Genomic DNA, 20,192 nt, shown 5'->3' with positions numbered 1-20,192 from the left:
CATAGAAGGTATAATCTCGGCTGTCAACACCCTGGATTGGACTTCGGAGGCGCGAGCAGTGACGAAAGACGCGAGCACGAACTCGAGAGAGCGAATTTTGGAAGCCGCCACACGGATCGCGCAGGCGCACGGCTATGGTGGGCTGAACTTTCGAGGGCTGGCCGATGAGGTCGGCATCAAAGCCGCAAGCATCTATCACCACTTCGAAAGCAAGGCCGATCTAGGGGCCGCCGTGGCACGGCGGTACTGGGAGAATACGCAAGCGGCGCTCGAGGAAATGGCGCGGAAGTCGAAAGACCCGCTGTCGTCCTTGCGTCACTACCCGGAGATATTCCGCCAGGCGCTCGAGTCCGGAAACCGGATTTGCCTATGCAGCTTCATGGCCGCCGAAATCGATGACTTGCCGGAGGTCGTTACGCACGAAGTGCTGACGTTCGGCGAAGTCAATGTCGCATGGCTCGCCAAGATGCTAGTCGCGGCGCAGGTGGTGGATACCAAGGAGAGCGAACAGCGGGCGCGCGCGATCTTTGCGGCGATCGCCGGCGCGCAACTCGTCGCTAGAAGCCGTTCGGATGTCGCGCTTTACGATGCGCTCGTGAAGGGTTATCGAAAAGCGGGCTTGTTGCCGGCGTAGTGGGGCATTGGGCTGGAGACGGATGCTCTCGACCTCACCGAGATCGAGCCGGGTTGTTCTCCTCGCAACCAAAATGCTGCCGCGGACGCAGCGTGCCTTTGAGCTGTCGGTGACCGCGCCTCGCAAACTTACCTCTTCGCGGAGGCGACCGGGCAGCATCGCGAACCGCATTGTCCAGTGCTATGATGGTACGCAGCGCGTATCAATAGCAGGAGTGTATTTCCACATGGAAAAATGTCTCCAGCAAGCATTTTTGCGTCGAGCTAAGGACGCTCTCGGCCTGACGTGGGACGAACTTGCGGGGGCGAGCGGTATCAGCCCGCGCGCCTTGAAAACCTACCGTATGCCAGAAACGTCGCAAGATCATCGAACCTTGCCGAATCTGTCGCGGGCTGCAATCGAACGTTTGGTCCAAGAGAAACCTGGCAAGCGCGCAAAACATCCTTGAAATGGTACGCATTGCGTACCATGCTGAATCTCGTACTTGGAGATTTTTGTGAAGCCTTCTGTCGCACTGAACGCGCATCGCGCGGAGATACGCAAGATCGTCGAGGAGAACCGGGCGACCAACGCTCGCGTATTCGGCTCGGTGCTGCACGGCGAAGATACGGAAGAAAGCGACCTCGATCTGCTCGTCGAGCCTAAACCTGGAATGACGTTGCTGAACCTAGGGGCAATCCGTTACAAGCTTGCCGATCTATTGGGGGTACACGTGGATGTATTGACGCCCAATGCGCTGCCGGACAAGTTCAAAGCGATGGTGATTGCGGAGGCTCAACCGGTATGAGCAGTAAGGAACCGCGGTTGCCGGATTATCTCGGCCACATTGTCGAGGCGATCACCCGGATCGAGGGTTATATCGGCGATATGCCCAAGGAGGCTTTCGTAGCGAACCAGCTTTTGGTTGACGCGGTGGTGCGCAATATTGAAATCGTTGGCGAGGCCAGCAACCGGGTGACAAAACACCACCGGGAGTTTCGCGACGCGCATCCTGAAGTCGAATGGCGCGGGAGTTACGAAATGCGTAGCGCCATCGCCCACGACTATTTCAAGGTTGACCTTGATCTGGTTTGGGATACGCTCAAGAACGACCTTCCAGCCATGCGTGCGACCGTGCAAGGTTTGTTGGACGAACTGAATGCGAAGGACCGGCCGGCTGCGTAGCGTCCTCGCATGTGACGAGAAAAAGCCGGCGGAGTCCGGGTTACACGAAAGCGCGAGCCACGTGCCGGCACAGAGGGAAGAAGACGAGGGAACAACGGCCTCCGGACCAGTTTCAAGACCTGCAGCTTTGTGGCCGCGTGTCATTCCGATGCAGCCAACTCCCGCAAAACCCACTCTCGAAATGCGATCAACGCGGGGTGATGCCGCGTGCGTTCCGGATAGACGAAGTAGTAGGAGCGAGAACTCGGCACCGGAGCGAACGGGCTGCATAGCCGGCCGTCGTTCAACTCGTCTTCAACGAGCATGCGCGGAACGAGCCCCACGCCGATTTCGGCGATGACGGCTTGTATCAAATGCGAAGTCAACTCGAAGCTCGGGCCGAGACGCAGCGCATTCGGCGGTAGGCCGAAATGCGCGCACCATTCGCGCCAAGCATCGGGGAAGCTGCCCACGCGCAGCAGCGTCAAGCCTTCGAGCCTATCGATGGTGGGGCGCTGCGTGTCGCCAGGCACCTGCGCTCGAGCGCGCGCACCGCGCCGCGGTTTGCGTGTCGCCGCGAATACGGTAGGGCTGCCGATCAGCACCAGTTGCTCCGCGTAAAGGCGGTGCGCCACCACATCGGGCCACCGGCCGTCCCCCACCGCGATGGCCGCATCGAGAGGCTGAGTCGAAAAATCGACGTCCTCGATCCTCGAATGCAAATCGATCTGCAGATCGGGATGCTCGCGATATAGCCGATGCAGCCGCGGCAGCAGCCACTTGGCGCCGAACGTCGGCAACGTCGCCACGCGCAAGTGGTGCCTGCCGCGCGACTCGGAAGCAAGCGCTTGCAAGGTTGCATTGCGTATCAACGTCAAAGCCGCGCCCAACTCGGTCATGTAAGCCCGGCCCGCGTCGGTCGGGACGATGCGTTTGCCGTCTCGTAGGAACAGGGCCACCCCGAGCATGGCCTCGAGCGTTTGTACCTGGCGGCTAACGGCGCTTTGCGTCAACGAGAGCTCTTCGGCCGCGCGCGTGAAGCTTTGATGCCGCGCGGAGGCTTCGAAAGCTAGAAGCAGTGACATCGATGGAGTCAGTTTGCGGTAGTTCATTCATAAAACTCATGAATATCCCAATCAACTTCCGCTTGTGGGCATTGATACGCGCGCGGAAAATCGGCCGGGTATAGGGAATCCATGCAGAGTCTACATGGATCGAAACCCGGAGCCACTCATCGATGACGATTTCCCGCCTGCCCGCCGACGATTCCGTTGACCGTCTTCACGCGAGTTTTTTCGCCGAGCTGCTGGCGTCGGGGTTCGAGGGCGATATCGATCGCAGCCAAGCCGCGCGCGCGGTGCTCTCGACCGATAATTCGATCTATCAGCGCTATCCGAAGGGCGCGGTGTTTCCTCGTCATGCGCGGGACGTGCAGCGGGTGGCGGAATTGCTCGGTCGCCCCCGATTTCGTCAAGTCACGGTGGCGCCGCGCGGCGGCGGTACGGGTACCAACGGGCAATCGTTGACGGACGGCCTCGTCGTCGACTTGTCTCGCCATATGAACCGCATCGTTTCCATCGACGCACAGGCCCGAACGGCGCGTGTCGAGGCCGGCGTGGTCAAAGACCAACTCAATGCCGCGCTTAGACCGCACGGCCTCTTCTTCGCACCGGAGCTGTCCACCTCGAACCGGGCCACGATCGGCGGCATGATCAGCACCGATGCGAGCGGGCAGGGTAGCTGCACCTATGGCAAGACGCGCGATCACGTGAAGGCGCTTGAATCCGTTTTGATCGGCGGGCAACGTCTTTCTAGCCGCCCCGTGGATTCGGCCGAATTGGACCGTTTGTGCGCGCGTGACGATACCGTTGGGCGGGTCTACCGTGCGGCGAAAGACATCAGCGAAACCCAAGCCGGTTTGATTCGCGACCGCTTCCCTCGATTGAATCGGTGTTTGACGGGCTACGATTTGGCCCATCTGCGCGATGACAGCGGCCGCTTCGATCTCAACAGCGTGTTATGCGGCTCGGAAGGCACGCTCGGCTTCGTCGTCGAGGCGACGCTGAACGTATTGCCGATTCCCGCGCATACCGCCCTGGTCAATATCCGTTACGCGAGCTTCATGGACGCGCTGCGCGACGCGCAACCGCTCATGGCACACCGGCCGCTATCGATCGAGACAGTGGACTCCACGGTGCTGGCGCTGGCGCGCCACGATATCGTTTGGCGAAACGTGGCCGAGTACTTGCCTGAAGTCGATGGCGCAGTGGATGGCGCTGGGGGCATCAATTTGGTGGAGTTCAGCGGCGACGATGCCTGCGAAGTGCGCGCGCGGGTGTCCGCTTTCGTCGAATATCTCGAGGCGGACAGCCCGGTACGCAGACTAGCCGTCACGATCGCCGACGGCGAGGCGGCCGTCAGCCGCGTCTATGCGATGCGCAAGCGCGCGGTGGGGCTGCTCGGTAACGTCAGCGGCGAAAGCAGGCCGCAACCGTTCGTGGAAGACACGGCCGTGCCGCCGGAGCATCTCGCCGATTACATCGCCGAATTCCGCGCGCTCCTCGACGGCATGGGATTACGCTACGGCATGTTCGGCCATGTCGATGCGGGGGTGCTGCACGTCAGGCCCGCGCTCGACATGCGCGATCCTCGGCAAGCGGCGCTCGTTCGGCCCATCTCGGATGCCGTGACTGCATTGACGATGAAGTATGGCGGCTTGCTCTGGGGCGAACACGGAAAGGGGGTGCGCTCGGAGTACGTGCCCGAATATTTCGGCCCGTTGTATCCCGCTTTGCAAACGCTCAAGGCGGCATTCGATCCCGAGAACCAACTCAATCCCGGGAAGATCGCGACGCCCGCGGGCAGCGGCGCAGCATTGCTGCGCATCGACAAGGTGGCGATGCGCGGTGAGGCCGATAGTCGGATCGACGAACGCGTGTGGCGCGCGAACGCCGATGCGGTGCATTGCAACGGCAATGGGGCCTGCTACAACTTCGATCCCGACGACGCGATGTGTCCTTCATGGAAGGCGACGCGCGAGCGCGTTCATTCGCCGAAGGGGCGCGCATCGCTGATGCGCGAGTGGCTTCGTCTGCAAGGCGAGGCGGGCGCAGATTTGACCGCGGCGCCCAAGAGCGCGGCGCTGCCGGTCAAGATCGCCAATCGCTTGCGCTGGCGTCGTGCGCAAGACGACTTCTCGCATCAAGTTTATGCGGCGATGGCGGGTTGCCTCGCGTGCAAGTCGTGCGCGGGGCAATGTCCGGTGAAGGTCAACGTACCGGAGTTTCGCGCGCGTTTTCTCGAGCGCTACCACACGCGCTATGCACGCTCGCCGCGAGACTACTTGATCGGATCGCTCGAGTTCAGCGTGCCGTTTGTCGAGAAGGTTCCCGGTGGGCGCTACGTCTATAACGCGTTGATGCGCGCGCGGCCGGTGAAAGCAGCGCTGCACCGGCTTGCGGGTATCGTCGACGCGCCGTTGCTGAGTGGCTTTTCGTGGACAGCGGTGGTGCGGCGATGGCGCGTCGAGCCGGCTACGGCGGAGCGTTTGGGCGCACTCACTGAAGAGGAGCGCGCGCGCAGCGTCGTCTTCGTACAAGATGCATTCACGCGATTTTTCGAATCACAGGTGTTGGCCGCTTTCGTCGAACTGGCGGCACGGCTCGGGTACCGCGTGTTCCTTGCACCATACATGCCTAACGGTAAACCGCTGCACGTCCAAGGTTTCTTACGCGCTTTCGGGCTCGCCGCGAAACGAAACACGGCGCGGCTGAGTGCGATCGCTCAGTTCGGTGTGCCGCTCGTCGGCCTGGACCCGGCGATGACGCTCGTGTATCGGCAAGAGTATCGAAAGACGGATGGGGGCGAAAACTGTCCGGACGTCATGCTCCCGCAAGAATGGTTGAACGACGTCGTGCAGTGGGACAAGGTTTCGCTTCACATCGAAGACGAACGAGCGAAACGTCTATCGATCGCATATCGCTTGCTGCCGCATTGCACGGAGCGCACCAATGCGCCCGCGGCGACGGCCCTGTGGGCGGACGTGTTCGCACGCGCGGGCGTCGCGCTGACGGCAGTCGCGAGCGGTTGTTGCGGAATGTCGGGAACATACGGACACGAGGCACGCAACGTCGAAACGTCGAAGACGATATTCGATCAGTCTTGGGCCCGGCACGTGGACGCATGGTGCTCGCCAAGCGAGCCCCGGCATACGGGCGGCGCCGAACGCTCCGAGCTACTCGCGACGGGCTATTCGTGCCGCTGCCAAGTAAGCCGTTTGCGCGGGCGCCGGCTACGTCATCCGATCGAGGCGCTGCTCGACGTTATCGGTCGCTAACCTCGATTCGATACGCAAACTCGACACGCAAAAACGGGCGAGCCCGCAGGCCCGCCCTAAAGGCATCTCCGGCGTTATAGAGCAGCGTGCCGGTAGCTGCCTTAGCCCGTTGGCCTTACTGCGCCTTCGTGGCCGTATCGGCCTTCGTATCAGCCTTCGAATCGGCCTTTGCCGACGTATCGTTCTTCTCCGCGCCGGCTGCGGCGCCTTCGTTCTTCTTGCTCATCTTGTGCGCGTGCATCTTCTTCGCGTGCGCTGCCGATTTCTTAGCCGTGTGTTCCTTCGTGGACGCTTTCTCGTTTGCCGTAGCGGCATCGGTCGAAGCCGTATCGGCCTTCAACGTGTCGCTTTTTACCGCGGTGCTGGCTTTCAGGTTGGCTTGGCCGGCCGGCGCCGAAGCCGAGGCGCTCGTTGCAGCGTTGGTGGACGGTGCAGGTGCGGCGGTTTGTGCGAAAGCCGTCGAAACGAGCAGGGCGGAAGCGAGAGCGGCGAACATCGTCTTCATGTGTGAACTCCTTGTAGGGCGGCTGAGAAAGTTCAGCGCTGCCGGTTTAACGTTGGCGCGACGACGCGAGTTGACCCTGCTCTAGTGACAAAACGTAAGCCGTGTGACGAATCGCTTACGTGTATGCCGGCGGCGACACACGATCTACGCCTCTCCAATTCTTGAGAATGGGAGGGGACGTTAAGCGTGCCGGTGCGCTATGCTTGCGCATCCATCGCCCGAGCGATGCCGCGATGTTGTGGATGACAGATGAGAACCAAACCCGGACTGTTGATGACGGCTTGCCTGTGCGCATCGCTCGCGCTGACGGCATGCGACGATCGTGAAGGCGAGCTTGCGATGGGAAAACTCAAAGCGTTCCTGAACGCGATCAAGCCGGATGCGTGGCTATTGCGAGGGCTCACGCCGGGCGTGGCCACCGAGGCGCAAGTTCTCGATCAAATGGGGGCGCCCGAGACGGAGCGCACGCGCCCGGACGGCTCCAAGCGCCTCGAGTACCCGCGCGGGCCGCAAGGCACGACGACGTACATGGTGGATATCGACCCGAACGGCAAGCTCGCCGCGGTCACCCAGGTGCTGACCGCGGAAAACTTCGCGAAGGTGCGGATCGGAATGACGCAAGCCGAAGTGCGCGAACTGCTCGGCAAGCCGGGCGAGGTGAGCGTTTATCGCTTGAAGCCGGAAACGGTGTGGAGTTGGAAGTGGCAGGAAGGCGGCGTATCGGGCGATGCGTTTTTCAACGTGCACTTCGATGCGTCGGGGCACGTGTATACGATGTCGCGCTCGGATATCTTGCGGGGGCGTTGATTGCGGAGGGCCCCGTCGTCGAACGATGGGCCCTCGGAATAGACGCTAGCCCGCGCTCAACCCGGCACGCGCACCCAACCTTCCATCAGTACGCGCGCACTGCGGCTCATCAATGCCTTCTTGACGACCCATTGCCCATCGACGAGGGCCGCTTGCGCACCGACACGCAGCGTTCCCGAAGGATGACCGAATCGCACGGCCTCTTTCTCGCCGCCGCCGGCCGCCAGGTTGACGAGCGTGCCCGGAATCGCGGCCGCGGTGCCGATCGCGACGGCGGCGGTGCCCATCATCGCGTGGTGCAGCTTGCCCATCGACATGGCGCGTACGAGTAGATCGACATCGGCGGCGCCGACTTGTTTGCCGCTCGAAGCGACGTAGCCGGCCGGCTTCGCGACGAAGGCCACCTTTGGCGTGTGCTGTCGCTTGGAGATGTCTTCCAAGCGTTCGATGAGACCCATACGCAAGGCGCCATGTGCACGGATCGTCTCGAACATGGCTAGCGCCTTGTCGTCGCTATTGATCGCGTCTTGAAGCTCGGTGCCTTTGTAGCCGATCGCCTCGGCTTCGACGAAGATCGTCGGAATGCCCGCATTGATCATCGTCGCCTTCAGCGTACCGATGCCGGGGACCTCCAAGTCGTCGATGACGCTTCCCGTCGGAAACATGGCGCCGCCGCCGTCGCCTTCGTCGGCGGCCGGGTCCATGAACTCGAGCGCGACTTCCGCTGCGGGGAAGGTCACGCCGTCGAGTTCGAAGTCGCCGGTCTCTTGCACGGCGCCGTCCGTCATCGGCACGTGCGCGACGATCGTCTTGCCGATGTTGGCTTGCCAGATGCGCACGGTCGCGATGCCGTCGCGCGGAATGCGAGCGGTATCGATCAAACCGTTCGCGATCGCAAACGGTCCCACCGCGGCCGATAGGTTGCCGCAGTTGCCGGTCCAATCGATAAAAGGCTTATCGATGGACACTTGCCCGAACAAATAATCGACGTCGTGATCGGGCCGCGCGCTCTTCGAAATGATGACCGTCTTGCTCGTGCTCGAGGTCGCGCCACCCATGCCATCGGTATGTTTTCCATAGGGATCGGGGCTGCCGATCACGCGCATGAGCAGAGCGTCACGCGCGGCGCCCGGCACTTGAGCGGCCTCGGGCAGGTCTTGCAGCCGGAAGAATACGCCCTTGCTGGTGCCGCCGCGCATATAGACGGCGGGCACCTTGATTTGCGGTAAATGAGCCATTCGTATGTGGTCCTTTCGTTATGCCGCAGCCGATGATTCCAGAAAATCTTGCGCGAAACGCTGCAGCACACCGCCTGCTTCGTAGATCGAAACTTCCTCGGCGGTATCGAGCCGGCAGGTCACCGGCACGCTGACGCGATCGCCGTTCTTGCGTTGGATCACGAGCGTGAGATCGGTGCGCGGCGTGCGCTCGCCGATCACGTCGAACGTCTCGGTACCGTCGATGCCGAGCGTTTGGCGATTCGTGCCGGGTTTGAATTCGAGCGGCAGCACACCCATGCCGACGAGGTTGGTGCGGTGAATCCGCTCGAACCCTTCGGCGACGATCGCTTCCACGCCGGCGAGACGCACGCCCTTGGCCGCCCAGTCGCGCGACGAGCCTTGGCCGTAATCGGCACCGGCGATGATGATCAGCGGCTGCTTGCGCTCCATGTACGTCTCGATGGCTTCCCACATGCGGGTGACCTTGCCTTCGGGTTCGATACGCGCCAGCGAGCCCGTCTTGACTTGGCCGTTCTCGACCGCCATCTCGTTCTTCAGCGTCGGATTGGCGAACGTCGCGCGTTGAGCGGTCAGGTGATCGCCGCGGTGCGTCGCGTACGAATTGAAGTCTTCCTCGGGAAGACCCATTTTCTCGAGATACTCGCCCGCCGCGCTCGCGCGCATGATCGCGTTCGACGGCGAGATGTGATCGGTCGTGATGTTGTCGCCGAGCACGGCGAGCGCGCGCATGCCCTTCAGGGCGCGTTCGCCTGCCAAGGCACCTTCCCAGTACGGCGGGCGGCGGATGTAGGTGCTTTGCGGCCGCCAATCGTAGAGCGGATCGGCCATCGGCCCTTGCTGCGCGGCGATTGCGAACATCGGTTCGTATACGCGCCGGAACTGCTCGGGCTTCACGCTCGCTTCCACCACGGCGTCGATCTCCTCATCGGACGGCCACAGATCCTTCAGCGTGATCGGCTTGCCGTTGCTATCTACGCCGAGCGCATCTTTCTCGATGTCGAAGCGGATCGTGCCGGCGATCGCATAAGCGACGACGAGCGGCGGCGAGGCGAGGAACGCTTGCTTCGCGTAGGGATGGATGCGGCCGTCGAAGTTGCGGTTGCCGGACAGTACGGCCGTCGCATACAGATCGCGATCGACGATTTCCTTCTGAATGACGGGGTCGAGCGCACCCGACATGCCATTGCACGACGTGCAAGCGTAAGCGACGACGCCGAAGCCGAGCTTTTCGAGCTCCGGCATGAGGCCGGCCGCTTCCAAATAGAGCGTGACCGCCTTCGATCCCGGGGCCAGCGAACTCTTCACCCACGGCTTGCGAACGAGCCCCAGCCGATTGGCGTTGCGGGCGAGCAAGCCGGCCGCGATCATGTTGCGCGGGTTGTTCGTGTTCGTGCAACTCGTGATGGCGGCGATGATGACGGCGCCGTCCGGCATCTTGCCCGGCTCATTTTCCACCTTGCCGCTGATGCCGCGCGCGGCGAGTTCGCTCGTCGGTACGCGGCGGTGCGGGTTCGAGGGGCCCGCGATATTGCGCGTCACGCTCGACAGGTCGAAGCGCAGCACGCGCTCGTATTGCGCGCGCGAGAGCGTATCGGCCCACAGTCCCGCTTCCTTCGCATACGTTTCGACGAGCTTGACGAGCTTATCGTCGCGGCCCGTGAGCTTCAGATAGCGGATCGTTTGATCGTCGATGTAGAACATCGCCGCCGTCGCGCCGAATTCGGGCGCCATGTTGGCGATCGTCGCGCGGTCGCCGAGCGTCAGTCGCGAGGCACCTTCGCCGTAGAACTCCAGATAAGCCGATACGACCTTTTCCTTGCGCAGGAATTCGGTCAGCGCGAGCACGATATCGGTGGCCGTGATGCCGGGCTGGCGCTCGCCCGTCAACTGGACGCCGACGATATCGGGCAGCCGCATCCACGAGGCGCGGCCGAGCATGACGCTCTCGGCCTCGAGGCCGCCGACGCCGACGGCGATCACGCCGAGCGCATCCACCATCGGCGTATGCGAGTCGGTGCCGACGAGCGTGTCGGGGTAGGCCACGCCGTCTTGCACCTGCACGACCGGGCTCATGCGCTCGAGGTTGATTTGATGCAAGATGCCGTTGCCGGGCGGGATGACATCGACGTTCTTGAACGCTTTTTTCGTCCAATCGATGAAGTGGAAGCGGTCCTCGTTGCGACGGTCTTCGATCGCCCGATTCTTCGCAAACGCGTCCTTGTCGAAGCCGCCGCATTCGACGGCCAGCGAGTGGTCCACGACGAGCTGCGTCGGCACGACGGGATTGACGAGCGCGGGATCGCCGCCGCGCGCGGCGATGGCGTCGCGCAGACCCGCGAGATCGACGAAGGCGGTTTGGCCGAGGATGTCGTGGCACACGACGCGTGCCGGAAACCACGGAAAGTCGAGTTCGCGTTTGCGTTCGATCAATTGCTTGAGCGCATCGGTCAGAAGCGACGGCTCGCAACGACGCACTAGATTTTCCGCGAAGACGCGCGACGTATAGGGGAGGGTATCGTACGCGCCCTTCGAAATCGCTTCCACGGCCGAGCGCGCGTCGAAATAGTCGAGCCCGGTGCCGGGCAATGCTTTACGGTAGTCAGAGTTCATCATGCGTCGAGCGAAGGTCGGCCCCGCGGGCACGCGGGGCTCAAAGAAAGGGTTGATAGTGCGGCTAGGCAGGCCGCGTCATACGTCGATAGCGGACACGGACTTCGCCAGCTTGCGCAGTTCGAATTTCTGTATCTTGCCCGTGGAGGTTTTCGGCAACTCCACGAACTCGATCGCACGCGGCACCTTGAAGCCCGCGAGGTGCGCCTTGCAATGCGCGATCAAGTCGGCGGCGGTTACGGTGGCGCCGGTCTTCAATTCGACGAACGCGCACGGCGTTTCGCCCCAGCGCGGATCGGGCTTGGCCACCACGGCCGCCGCCATCACGGCGGGATGCCGGTATAGCACGTCTTCGATCTCGATACTGGAGATGTTTTCGCCGCCCGAGATGATGATGTCCTTGCTGCGGTCCTTGATGCGGATGTAGCCGTCGGGGTAGGTGACGCCGAGATCGCCCGTATGAAACCAGCCGCCGCGGAAGGCTTCGTCCGTCGCCGTCGGGTTTTTCAGGTAGCCCTTCATCGTGATGTTGCCGCGGAACATGATTTCGCCGATCGTTTCGCCGTCCGCCGGGACGGGCTTCATCGTGTCGGGATCGAGCACGGTGCAGCCGTCCTGAAGGTGATAGCGCACGCCTTGGCGCGCATTCAAACGCGCACGCTCGCCGATGTCGAGGCCTGCCCAGTCTTCTTGCTGCGGACACACCGAGGCGGGCCCGTACACTTCGGTGAGACCGTACACATGCGTGAGTTCGAAGCCGAGCCGCTCGAGGCTTTCGATCAGCGCAGCGGGCGGTGCCGCCCCGGCCACCATCGCGCTCACGCGGTGGGAGATGCCCGCCTTGAGTTCGTCGGGGGCGTTCACGAGCAGGTTGTGCACGATCGGCGCGCCGCAATAATGGGTGACGCGCTCGCTGCGAATGAGATCGAAGATCGCTTTCGCATCGACTTTACGCAGACAGACGTTCACGCCCGCGCGCGCCGCCACGGCCCACGGGAACGTCCATCCATTGCAGTGGAACATCGGCAGCGTCCACAGATAGACGGCGTGCTTGGGCATGTCCCATTCGAGGATCGCGCTGATCGCGGCCGTATAGGCGCCGCGGTGATGATAGACGACGCCTTTCGGGTTGCCGGTGGTGCCGGAAGTGTAGTTCAGGCTGATGGCGTCCCATTCGTCGCCCGGCGGCTGCCAAGCGAATTGCGGATCACCGCTTTCGAGCAACGCTTCGTACTCTATCTGACCGAGGCGCTCGCCCGGTCCGGTATAGAGCGCATCGTCCACATCCACGACGAGAATCGGTCGCTCCACCGTGGGCAGTACCGAGCGCATCAGATCGGAGAACTCGCGATCGACGAGTATGGCTTTCGCTTCCCCGTGATTGAGCATGAAGGCGAGCGTGGCGGCGTCCAGGCGGGTATTGAGCGTATTGAGCACGGCTCCCATCATCGGGATGCCGAAATGAGCCTCGACCATGGCAGGGGTATTGGGCAGCATGACCGCGACGGTATCGCCGGGCTTGATGCCGCGCGCGACGAGCGCCGACGCGAGGCGGCGCGTTCGCGCGTAGGTCTCCTGCCAGGTCCGGCGAACGTCCCCGTGCACGACGGCGAGACGGTTCGGATAGACGCTCGCCGCGCGCTCGATGAACGTGAGCGGCGTGAGTGCCGCGAAGTTCGCGGCGTTCTTATCGAGGCCCGCTTCGTACATATGTGTGCTCATGATTTGTCTCCCCACCTTAGCGATACCGCGATAGCGGGCCCATGATCGCGCGCGGGCCCGCTCGATGCTTCGAATCAGCGCTTGCCGATCGGCACGAACTTCAGATTTTCCGGTCCCGTGTAGTTGGCGCTCGGGCGGATGATCTTGTTGTCGATGCGTTGCTCGATGACGTGCGCGCTCCAACCCGACGTGCGCGAGATCACGAACAGCGGCGTGAACATGGCCGTCGGCACGCCCATCATGTGATAAGACACGGCGCTGAACCAGTCCAAATTCGGAAACATCTTTTTCGCATCCCACATGACCGATTCGAGACGCTCGGCGATGTTGAACAGGCGCGCGTCTTCGGCTTCCTTGGACAACTTGCGCGCGACCTCTTTGATGACCTTGTTGCGCGGGTCGGAGATCGTATAGACGGGGTGGCCGAAGCCGATCACGACTTCCTTGTTTTCGACACGGCGGCGGATATCGGCCTCGGCGTCGTCGGGCGAGGCGTAGCGCGACTGGATCTCGAAGGCGACTTCGTTCGCGCCGCCGTGCTTCGGTCCGCGCAGTGCGCCGATCGCGCCCGTGATCGCCGAATACATGTCCGAGCCCGTGCCGGCGATGACGCGGCCCGTGAAGGTCGAGGCGTTGAATTCGTGTTCGGCGTACAGGATCAGCGACGTGTGCATCGCCTCGACCCACGATTTCGACGGCGTCTTGCCGTGCAGCAGGTGCAGGAAATGGCCGCCGATCGAATCGTCGTCCGTTTCCACCTCGATGCGGCGGCCGTTGTGCGAGTAGTGATACCAATAAAGCAGCATCGAGCCGAGCGAGGCCATCAGGCGGTCGGCGATGTCGCGCGCACCGGCGATGTTGTGGTCGTCCTTCTCGGGCAGCACGGTGCCGAGGATCGACACGCCCGTGCGCATCACGTCCATCGGATGGGCGGAGGCCGGGATCCATTCGAGCGCGGCTTTCAAGTTCGCGGGCAGGCCGCGCAACGCCTTCAGTTTCTTCTTGTAGGCCGTCAGTTCGGCGGCGGTCGGCAGTTTCTCGTGCACGAGCAGGTGAGCGATTTCCTCGAATTCGCACGTGGTGGCGACGTCGAGAATGTCGTAGCCGCGGTAATGCAAATCGTTGCCGGTGCGGCCGACCGTGCACAGCGCCGTGTTGCCGGCCGTCACACCCGAAAGCGCGACCGACTTCTTCGGCTTGAACGTGCCGGCGGCCGGCGCTTCCTTCACTGCTTCACTCATGGTTGTGTCTCCAGCTTCTAACGTCGAATGGTCGAATGATTACTTCTTGGTGGCGAACAGCGCGTCGAGCTTTTGCTCGTACGCGTGATAGCCGAGGTACTTGTAAAGGTCGTCGCGCGTTTGCATCGTCGGCACGGCCGCCTTTTGCGTGCCGTCGCGGCGCACGGTCTCGTAGAAGTTCAGCGCCGCCGCGTTCATTGCACGGTAGGCGCCGCAGCAATAGAGCGCAATATCCACGTTCGCCGTTTTCAATTCGTCGGTCGTGAAAAGCGGCGTCGAGCCGAACTCGGTCAAGTTCGCGAGGATCGGCACCTTCACGGCCGCCTTGAACTTGCGGTAGTCGTCGAGCGTGCGCATCGCCTCGGGGAAGATCATATCGGCGCCCGCTTCCACATAGGCCACGGCGCGCTCGATGGCCGCATCGATGCCTTCGGAGGCGGCTGCATCGGTGCGCGCCATGATGACGAATTGATCGTCGGTGCGCGCATCGACGGCCGCCTTCACGCGATCGACCATCTCTTCCTTCGGCACGCACTCCTTGCCGGGGCGATGGCCGCAACGCTTTTGTCCGACCTGATCCTCGATGTGCACGGCGGCGACGCCGGCCTTGATGAACGAGCGGATCGTGCGCGCGATGTTGAAGGCGCCGCCCCAGCCCGTGTCGATATCGACGAGCAGCGGCAGCGAGCAGGCGTCGGTGATGCGGCGCGCGTCGATGAGCACGTCTTCCATCGTGCTGATGCCCAGATCGGGGATGCCGAGCGAGTTGGCGGCCACGCCGCCGCCCGACAGATAGACGGCCTTGAAGCCGGTGGCCTGCGCCATCTTGGCGGCATAGGCGGTGATCGCGCCGACGACTTGCAGCGGCTGCTCGTTCGCGACGGCCGCGCGGAATGCCGCGCCGGCGCGCATGGGTTGCTGATGACCTGTTTCCACGTTAGCTCCCAGAAAGGTGCTCCCTTAAAGCAAGGTACGGACCAGGCGGCCAGAGCTGCCGTAACTCTTTGATTTCTATAGTTCCAGCTCGGGACGTGACATCCATTTCATTTCTAAAATGAAATCGTGTGTTTCATTATGGAAACGAACGTCGCATAATGCGACGATGCGCGCGAGCGAGGTCCCACGACGGAGTGTGCTCTGTGAGCCGCCTTCCTTTCGATCAATCATTCGATGTTTCGCCGCGTCCGCGGATTTGGGCTTTCGGCATCAGCCGGTTGCGCGACTTGCTGTTCGAGATCGCGGGCGAATACGACGAGCGCGCCGATCTGCGCGTCGTGTCGCGCGCCTATGACGATGCGGTGCGCGAAGTCGAGGCGGCCGGCGCGCGGCGGCCCGATGTCATCGTCGCGGGCGGCTCGAACGCCGCGTACCTGAAAACGCGGCTTTCCGTGCCTGTCGTGCAGATCGGGCCGACCGGTTTCGACGTAATGCATTCGCTCGCGCGTGCCCGGCGTCAAGGCGAGCGGCAGGTCGCGCTCGTGATGCCTGGGGAGACGCCGCCGGAAGTGCGCGATTTCGTCATGGCGTACGGCCTCGATATCGTCTTTGCATCGTATCGCTCGGCCGAGGACGCCGAGGCATGCGTCCATGCGTTGCGAGAGCAGGGGGTGGGGGCGATCGTCGGCCCCGGTCTCATCGCCGACTTGGCGGCCGCGGCCGGCATCGATGCGGTATTCCTTTACTCGCATGCATCGATACGGCGCGGCTTCGAGACGGCATTGGACCTGGCCGAAGCCACGCGCGTCGAAGTCAAGCGTCGCCGCCACATCGACAATCTGCTGCAGCATTTGCGTGACGGCGTCGTCGCGCTCGATGCGAGCGGACGCGTCGAGGCGATCAATCGCCGGCTCGCGCAAGCGCTCGATATCGATGCGGGCCATGCGGTGGGCCGCGCGCTGGCCGAGCTTGCGCCGGATCTGTCCCGGGCATTGCCCGACACCGACGGCGATGTGCTCGCATCGATTCGCGGCGTGAGCTACCTCGTGCATCGCGGGCCGCTGGTGGGCGACAGCGGCGAAGATGGCGTGGTGCTGACGTTTCAAGAGTCGCGTGCGGTGGAGCGGCTCGATCGCACGTTGCGTTCGAAGCAATTGACGCATCAATTCTCGGCGCGGTACCGGCTCGACGATTTGATCGGGGAAAGCGCGTCGATGCAACGCGTCAAGACGCTCGTGAAGCGCTACGCGAAATCCGACGCAACCGTGCTCGTACTCGGCGAGAGCGGGACCGGCAAGGAGATGGTGGCGCAAAGCATTCATCGGCTCAGCGCGCGGCGCGAGTTTCCGTTCGTTGCCATCAACTGCGGTGCGTTTCCCGAGGCGCTGCTCGAAAGCGAGTTGTTCGGCTACGAGGAGGGGGCGTTTACGGGCGCGCGCAAAGGCGGGAAGGCGGGGCTCATCGAGGCGGCGCATCGCGGCACGCTGTTTCTCGACGAAATCGGCGAAATGCCGCTGCCGCTGCAAAGCCGGTTATTGCGCGTCTTGCAAGAGCGCGAGGTGGTGCGGCTCGGTTCGACGGAGCCGACACGCGTCGATATCCGCGTGATCGCCGCGACGCACGGAGCGTTGACCGAACGAATCGCAGGGGGCTCGTTCCGAGCGGATCTCTATTACCGCTTGAACATCTTGAGCATGGCATTGCCGCCGCTGCGCGAGCGGGTGGACGACATGATGCCGCTCGCCGAAGCGCTGTTGCTGCAAGCCGCGCGGCGCGAGCCTCGCTTGGCGGCGCGCGTTCGCAACGACGAGGCCGTTGCTCGGGTGCTCGCCGGTGTGGAGGAGACGTTGTGCGGTTATGCGTGGCCCGGCAATGTCCGCGAATTGCAAAACGTCATCGAACGAATCGTCGTGGAGTTGGCCGATATGGACTCCGCGAGCGGCACGATCGCGCCGCTCGACGTCGAGACGATGCGCACGATTGCCCCGGAATTATTCGCGGGCCGGGGCGAGATGCAAGCCGATTCCAAGGCTGCGAAGACGCTGCGCGAACGCAGCCGTCATGTCGAAGCCGATCAGATTCGCGCAGCGCTCGCGGCTTGCAATGGCGATCGCGATCAAGCGTGCCGGGTGCTAGGAATCAGCAAAACGACGCTCTGGCGCAAGCTCAATGCGGTGCGCTGACCGGTCAAGCGGCCAAGGCAAATGTAGCGGGCGCGAACCGCTTACGCGTGGAGATCGCCTGTCTTCAGCGCAATGCGTTGACCCGCGTACTCGGCGCACATCGGCGCCACCGCACCGGCGATACGCTGCCGGCCCAACTCGAAAGCGAGCGTGAGCTGACGAGCGCTCGAATCGAGCGCGCCGAGTTCGCGTTGGGCGACATCGGCGGGCAATTTGAACGCTTTATACCCCCATCCGAATTCATAGGCGGCAAACCACAGTGCATCGCCATGAACCATGGGGCGGGTCAACTTGACGGCGGGGGTAGACATCGCTGCTCCTGGTGAAACCGAAACCAATACTACTAATTCTGACAGTGTGTTCGCGAATTGGGTGACTAAAATCGTTTTCAGCGATTGAGGCCGGCGCTCTATTGACAGACTGTTTGGCTGTGGAGACGGATCGGGGGCTCCTGCTGCGCTCTGCGCGCACCGCCCCGGTGCAGTGGGTTTTCATGGCATCATTGCGCGCGTTCATAGCCGGACGCCGACGCCGGCGCGGGCGCGCGCGGCGCCGTTACCGATATCCGAGTGGAGGTGCGCACGATGCTCTATCTTTGGCTCAAAGCGTTGCATGTCGGTGCGGTACTCGTCTTTCTGGCGGGGCTGGCTCCCATGGCCCTGACCGTCGCGATTCTGTCCAAGCCCGGGACGACCGTGCAAGCACAAGCGCTGGCGCATGCCGAACTGATCGATGCCACGCGACGTTGGGATCGGCGCGTGACCTCGCCCGCGCTCAGCTTCGTTTGGGTGCTCGGCCTCGCGCTAGGGTGGATGGGGGGATGGTTCAGCGCGCCCTGGCTCATGGTCAAGCTGTTCTTCGTCGTAGTCTTGTCGGCGTTGCATGGGATGATGTCGGCCAGGCTTCGACGAGTCGCAACCGGGCGTGCGGCGACGATACCGGGTTTCTCCCGGCACTTTCCCGCTGTGATCGTCGTCAGCGCGATCGCGATCGGCCTTTTGGTCATCCTCAAGCCCTTTGCCCCATAAAAATCCCGATTAATGGCTACCGCCGATCCAAGCGCCCGCGGCGACGCATGGCCGCTATGGTTTGCACTAGCTTGAATTCGGAATTCATGCCCCAATGTTTGCGCGACCGAACATGGAGGATCCGACGATGCAACGAAACCGCAAGAACGTTTTTCTGCTGTCCGCGCTAGCCGCGGTGGTAGCCCTGGCAACAGCGGGCACCGCGAACGCCGCCGGCTGTATCAAGGGTGCCGTCGTGGGCGGCGTGGCCGGCCACTATGCGGGGCATCACGCGGTGGCCGGTGCCGTCGGCGGATGTATCGTCGGGCATCACCTCGCGAAGAAGCACGCCCAAGAGAAGAAAGAGGCGGAACTCAGAGGGGCGCAAGCTCAGTAAGCAGAATGTGAAGACTTGAAGCAGGCGGCGCATCGGCCGTGCGCCGTGCACCGCTTGCCAACTGGGCCGCGGGCATCAACCCCGGCTGGGGATGTCGAGCCCGCGCATGACGGCCGGCCGGGCGAGAAATACGTCCAGCGCGCGCTTCACGTGCGGGAAATCGGCAAAGCCGACGAGTTCTCCCGCTTCGTAAAACCCAACCAGATTGCGAACCCACGGGAACGTGGCGATATCGGCGATCGAGTAGTGCTCGCCCATGATCCACTGCCGCTCGTGCAGCCGGTCGTTCAACACGCCGAGTAGCCGTCGCGCTTCGGCGACGTAGCGGTCGCGAGGACGTTTGTCTTCATAGTCCTTGCCCGCGAACTTATTGAAGAAACCCACCTGCCCGAACATCGGGCCGATGCCGCCCATCTGGAACATCAGCCACTGAATCGTTTCATAGCGGCCCGCTTCGTCGGCTGCGATGAACTTGCGGCTTTTGTCGGCGAGGTAAATCAGAATCGCGCCCGATTCGAACAAGCCGAACGGTTTGCCGCCGGGACCGTTCGGGTCGATGATCGCCGGAATCTTATTGTTCGGATTCAACGATCGAAATTCCGGCGACATTTGATCGTTCGTGTCGAAACGCACGAGATGCGGCTCATAGGCCAGCCCGGTCTCCTCGAGCATGATCGATACCTTGACGCCATTGGGCGTGGGCAGCGAATAAAGCTGGATACGCTCGGGGTGCTGCGCCGGCCATTTGCGTGTGATCGGAAAGGCGGAAAGGTCGTTCATGCGTTGTCCTCGGTCACTAAGGCGGCGTCGATGATATACCAGCTCGTTCGCAAGGGTCGGCTCCGCCGCCGGGGCGAGGCGTCGCACGGGCGCTTCATCCCCGTGCACCGGCTACCGTGAGTGCGGGGAGCACGATGGCGGCCGGCTTACTGCTGTCTAACGCATGGTTGTCTGCGTCCGCAGGCGCGATGGGCATCAGCATGAGGACCGCCATGACCAGCAGCGGCGGCCTGGCCCAAGGGCGCGGTGGGCGCGTTTCAGCTTGCGCGCGCCGCGCCAGCGGTCCTGCTCCGCCATGTGCCGCGGGGCGCTTCATCCCGAACACCGGCTACCATGGGCCGCTCATCGCGCCGCCGTACGAGGTGCCCGCGCTGCCCCGAGTCGAGCACGCCCCGCGCGCGCCGTTGCTGCCGTTGCTGCCGGTGCTTCAGGCTGTGCCGTCCGGTAACGGTTCTTGCTCATCGTGTCCTCTTCTCGAATGTCTTATGCGTGACCTGCCGCCCCCGAGTGCGCGGCGCGACCTTTGTTCGATGACCGACGCTTGCCGGTCGGTGTTTCGAGCGGATGCGCGGTCTTATCGACGTCCGAGCGGATTGTGGTGATGCGACGCCCGTCTCTGGTTTTGATGGAGCGGCGAATCCGTTTGATGG

18 protein-coding genes are annotated in these 20,192 nt (G+C 62.9%); 9 read left to right on the top strand and 9 right to left on the bottom strand.

The genetic code is table 11. The features are described from left to right. Positions 1-58 precede the first annotated feature (58 nt). From C0Z18_RS21150 to C0Z18_RS21140, 4 genes are all read left to right on the top strand, one after another. Entirely contained in the window at positions 59-634 is a 576-nt protein-coding gene (locus C0Z18_RS21150) for a TetR/AcrR family transcriptional regulator (protein ID WP_102647382.1), read from the top strand. Positions 635-860: 226 nt separating this feature from the next. Next, complete coding sequence (locus tag C0Z18_RS32760) at positions 861-1,082, top strand: hypothetical protein (RefSeq protein WP_146014063.1); 222 nt, start codon at positions 861-863, stop codon at positions 1,080-1,082. Between the two features lie 48 nt (positions 1,083-1,130). Then, positions 1,131-1,421, top strand: a complete 291-nt coding sequence (locus C0Z18_RS21145; protein WP_102647406.1) for a nucleotidyltransferase family protein — start codon at positions 1,131-1,133, stop codon at positions 1,419-1,421. Continuing rightward, the gene (locus C0Z18_RS21140) at positions 1,418-1,798 is read left to right on the top strand and encodes a HepT-like ribonuclease domain-containing protein (protein WP_102647381.1); all 381 of its coding nucleotides are present in this window, start codon (positions 1,418-1,420) and stop codon (positions 1,796-1,798) included. The genes C0Z18_RS21145 and C0Z18_RS21140 overlap by 4 nt, the downstream gene beginning before the upstream one ends. A 140-nt stretch (positions 1,799-1,938) precedes the next feature. Here the strand turns inward: C0Z18_RS21140 and C0Z18_RS21135 are convergent, their stop codons facing one another. Further along, on the bottom strand, positions 1,939-2,889 hold the full coding sequence (locus C0Z18_RS21135) for a LysR substrate-binding domain-containing protein (protein WP_102647380.1): 951 nt from the start codon (positions 2,887-2,889) through the stop codon (positions 1,939-1,941). Positions 2,890-3,014: 125 nt separating this feature from the next. Here C0Z18_RS21135 and ydiJ point away from each other — a divergent pair, with 125 nt between their 5' ends. Beyond that, positions 3,015-6,113 carry a D-2-hydroxyglutarate dehydrogenase YdiJ gene (gene ydiJ / locus C0Z18_RS21130; protein ID WP_102647379.1) on the top strand — a complete coding sequence of 1,033 codons (3,099 nt, stop codon included), beginning with the start codon at positions 3,015-3,017 and terminating at the stop codon, positions 6,111-6,113. A gap of 115 nt (positions 6,114-6,228) precedes the next feature. On the opposite strand, the gene C0Z18_RS21125 is transcribed toward ydiJ, so the two are convergent. Then, entirely contained in the window at positions 6,229-6,618 is a 390-nt protein-coding gene (locus C0Z18_RS21125) for a hypothetical protein (protein ID WP_102647378.1), read from the bottom strand. 249 nt (positions 6,619-6,867) lie between these two features. Between C0Z18_RS21125 and bamE the strand changes: the two genes are divergently transcribed. Continuing rightward, positions 6,868-7,425 carry an outer membrane protein assembly factor BamE domain-containing protein gene (bamE, locus tag C0Z18_RS21120; protein WP_102647377.1) on the top strand — a complete coding sequence of 186 codons (558 nt, stop codon included), beginning with the start codon at positions 6,868-6,870 and terminating at the stop codon, positions 7,423-7,425. 56 nt (positions 7,426-7,481) lie between these two features. On the opposite strand, the gene prpF is transcribed toward bamE, so the two are convergent. From prpF to prpB, 5 genes are all read right to left on the bottom strand, one after another. Further along, positions 7,482-8,663 carry a 2-methylaconitate cis-trans isomerase PrpF gene (gene prpF, locus C0Z18_RS21115; protein WP_102647376.1) on the bottom strand — a complete coding sequence of 394 codons (1,182 nt, stop codon included), beginning with the start codon at positions 8,661-8,663 and terminating at the stop codon, positions 7,482-7,484. An 18-nt stretch (positions 8,664-8,681) separates the two neighbouring features. Further along, the gene (acnD, locus tag C0Z18_RS21110) at positions 8,682-11,276 is read right to left on the bottom strand and encodes a Fe/S-dependent 2-methylisocitrate dehydratase AcnD (RefSeq protein WP_199189510.1); all 2,595 of its coding nucleotides are present in this window, start codon (positions 11,274-11,276) and stop codon (positions 8,682-8,684) included. Between the two features lie 78 nt (positions 11,277-11,354). Beyond that, positions 11,355-12,998, bottom strand: coding sequence for an acyl-CoA synthetase (locus C0Z18_RS21105; RefSeq protein ID WP_102647374.1), 1,644 nt, complete (start codon positions 12,996-12,998; stop codon positions 11,355-11,357). Positions 12,999-13,072: 74 nt separating this feature from the next. After that, positions 13,073-14,239: a bifunctional 2-methylcitrate synthase/citrate synthase gene (gene prpC, locus C0Z18_RS21100; protein WP_102647373.1), complete on the bottom strand. Its 1,167-nt coding sequence runs from the start codon at positions 14,237-14,239 to the stop codon at positions 13,073-13,075. Positions 14,240-14,278: 39 nt separating this feature from the next. Beyond that, a complete protein-coding gene (gene prpB, locus C0Z18_RS21095; protein ID WP_102647372.1) occupies positions 14,279-15,151 on the bottom strand; it encodes a methylisocitrate lyase in 873 nt (290 codons plus the stop codon). A gap of 182 nt (positions 15,152-15,333) precedes the next feature. On the opposite strand from prpB, the gene prpR reads away from it, so the two are divergent. Further along, a complete protein-coding gene (gene prpR, locus C0Z18_RS21090; RefSeq protein WP_102647371.1) occupies positions 15,334-17,358 on the top strand; it encodes a propionate catabolism operon regulatory protein PrpR in 2,025 nt (674 codons plus the stop codon). A 41-nt stretch (positions 17,359-17,399) separates the two neighbouring features. On the opposite strand, the gene C0Z18_RS21085 is transcribed toward prpR, so the two are convergent. Continuing rightward, positions 17,400-17,669, bottom strand: coding sequence for a hypothetical protein (locus C0Z18_RS21085; RefSeq protein WP_146014062.1), 270 nt, complete (start codon positions 17,667-17,669; stop codon positions 17,400-17,402). Positions 17,670-17,942: 273 nt separating this feature from the next. On the opposite strand from C0Z18_RS21085, the gene C0Z18_RS21080 reads away from it, so the two are divergent. Then, the gene (locus C0Z18_RS21080; RefSeq protein ID WP_146014061.1) at positions 17,943-18,386 is read left to right on the top strand and encodes a CopD family protein; all 444 of its coding nucleotides are present in this window, start codon (positions 17,943-17,945) and stop codon (positions 18,384-18,386) included. Between the two features lie 127 nt (positions 18,387-18,513). Then, a complete protein-coding gene (locus tag C0Z18_RS21075; protein ID WP_102647405.1) occupies positions 18,514-18,762 on the top strand; it encodes a hypothetical protein in 249 nt (82 codons plus the stop codon). Between the two features lie 75 nt (positions 18,763-18,837). On the opposite strand, the gene C0Z18_RS21070 is transcribed toward C0Z18_RS21075, so the two are convergent. After that, on the bottom strand, positions 18,838-19,542 hold the full coding sequence (locus tag C0Z18_RS21070; protein ID WP_102647368.1) for a glutathione S-transferase N-terminal domain-containing protein: 705 nt from the start codon (positions 19,540-19,542) through the stop codon (positions 18,838-18,840). Between the last annotated feature and the right edge of the window lie 650 nt (positions 19,543-20,192).

The sequence above is a fragment of the Trinickia dabaoshanensis genome (genome assembly GCF_002879885.1).
Classification (GTDB): Bacteria; Pseudomonadota; Gammaproteobacteria; order Burkholderiales; family Burkholderiaceae; genus Trinickia; species Trinickia dabaoshanensis.
The sequence above is the reverse complement of the archived record's forward strand: the minus strand, read 5'-3'. Positions and strand labels throughout refer to the sequence as shown.

What these genes read in the sequence shown, in the direction of transcription:
- C0Z18_RS32760 (WP_146014063.1), top strand. Translation starts at nt 861, where the DNA reads ATGGAAAAATGTCTCCAGCAAGCATTTTTGCGTCGAGCTAAGGACGCT.
- C0Z18_RS21140 (WP_102647381.1), top strand. Translation starts at nt 1,418, where the DNA reads ATGAGCAGTAAGGAACCGCGGTTGCCGGATTATCTCGGCCACATTGTC.
- C0Z18_RS21135 (WP_102647380.1), bottom strand. Translation starts at nt 2,889, where the DNA reads ATGAACTACCGCAAACTGACTCCATCGATGTCACTGCTTCTAGCTTTC.
- ydiJ (WP_102647379.1), top strand. Translation starts at nt 3,015, where the DNA reads ATGACGATTTCCCGCCTGCCCGCCGACGATTCCGTTGACCGTCTTCAC.
- C0Z18_RS21125 (WP_102647378.1), bottom strand. Translation starts at nt 6,618, where the DNA reads ATGAAGACGATGTTCGCCGCTCTCGCTTCCGCCCTGCTCGTTTCGACG.
- bamE (WP_102647377.1), top strand. Translation starts at nt 6,868, where the DNA reads ATGAGAACCAAACCCGGACTGTTGATGACGGCTTGCCTGTGCGCATCG.
- prpF (WP_102647376.1), bottom strand. Translation starts at nt 8,663, where the DNA reads ATGGCTCATTTACCGCAAATCAAGGTGCCCGCCGTCTATATGCGCGGC.
- acnD (WP_199189510.1), bottom strand. Translation starts at nt 11,276, where the DNA reads ATGAACTCTGACTACCGTAAAGCATTGCCCGGCACCGGGCTCGACTAT.
- C0Z18_RS21105 (WP_102647374.1), bottom strand. Translation starts at nt 12,998, where the DNA reads ATGAGCACACATATGTACGAAGCGGGCCTCGATAAGAACGCCGCGAAC.
- prpC (WP_102647373.1), bottom strand. Translation starts at nt 14,239, where the DNA reads ATGAGTGAAGCAGTGAAGGAAGCGCCGGCCGCCGGCACGTTCAAGCCG.
- prpB (WP_102647372.1), bottom strand. Translation starts at nt 15,151, where the DNA reads ATGCGCGCCGGCGCGGCATTCCGCGCGGCCGTCGCGAACGAGCAGCCG.
- prpR (WP_102647371.1), top strand. Translation starts at nt 15,334, where the DNA reads ATGCGACGATGCGCGCGAGCGAGGTCCCACGACGGAGTGTGCTCTGTG.
- C0Z18_RS21085 (WP_146014062.1), bottom strand. Translation starts at nt 17,669, where the DNA reads ATGTCTACCCCCGCCGTCAAGTTGACCCGCCCCATGGTTCATGGCGAT.
- C0Z18_RS21080 (WP_146014061.1), top strand. Translation starts at nt 17,943, where the DNA reads ATGCTCTATCTTTGGCTCAAAGCGTTGCATGTCGGTGCGGTACTCGTC.
- C0Z18_RS21075 (WP_102647405.1), top strand. Translation starts at nt 18,514, where the DNA reads ATGCAACGAAACCGCAAGAACGTTTTTCTGCTGTCCGCGCTAGCCGCG.
- C0Z18_RS21070 (WP_102647368.1), bottom strand. Translation starts at nt 19,542, where the DNA reads ATGAACGACCTTTCCGCCTTTCCGATCACACGCAAATGGCCGGCGCAG.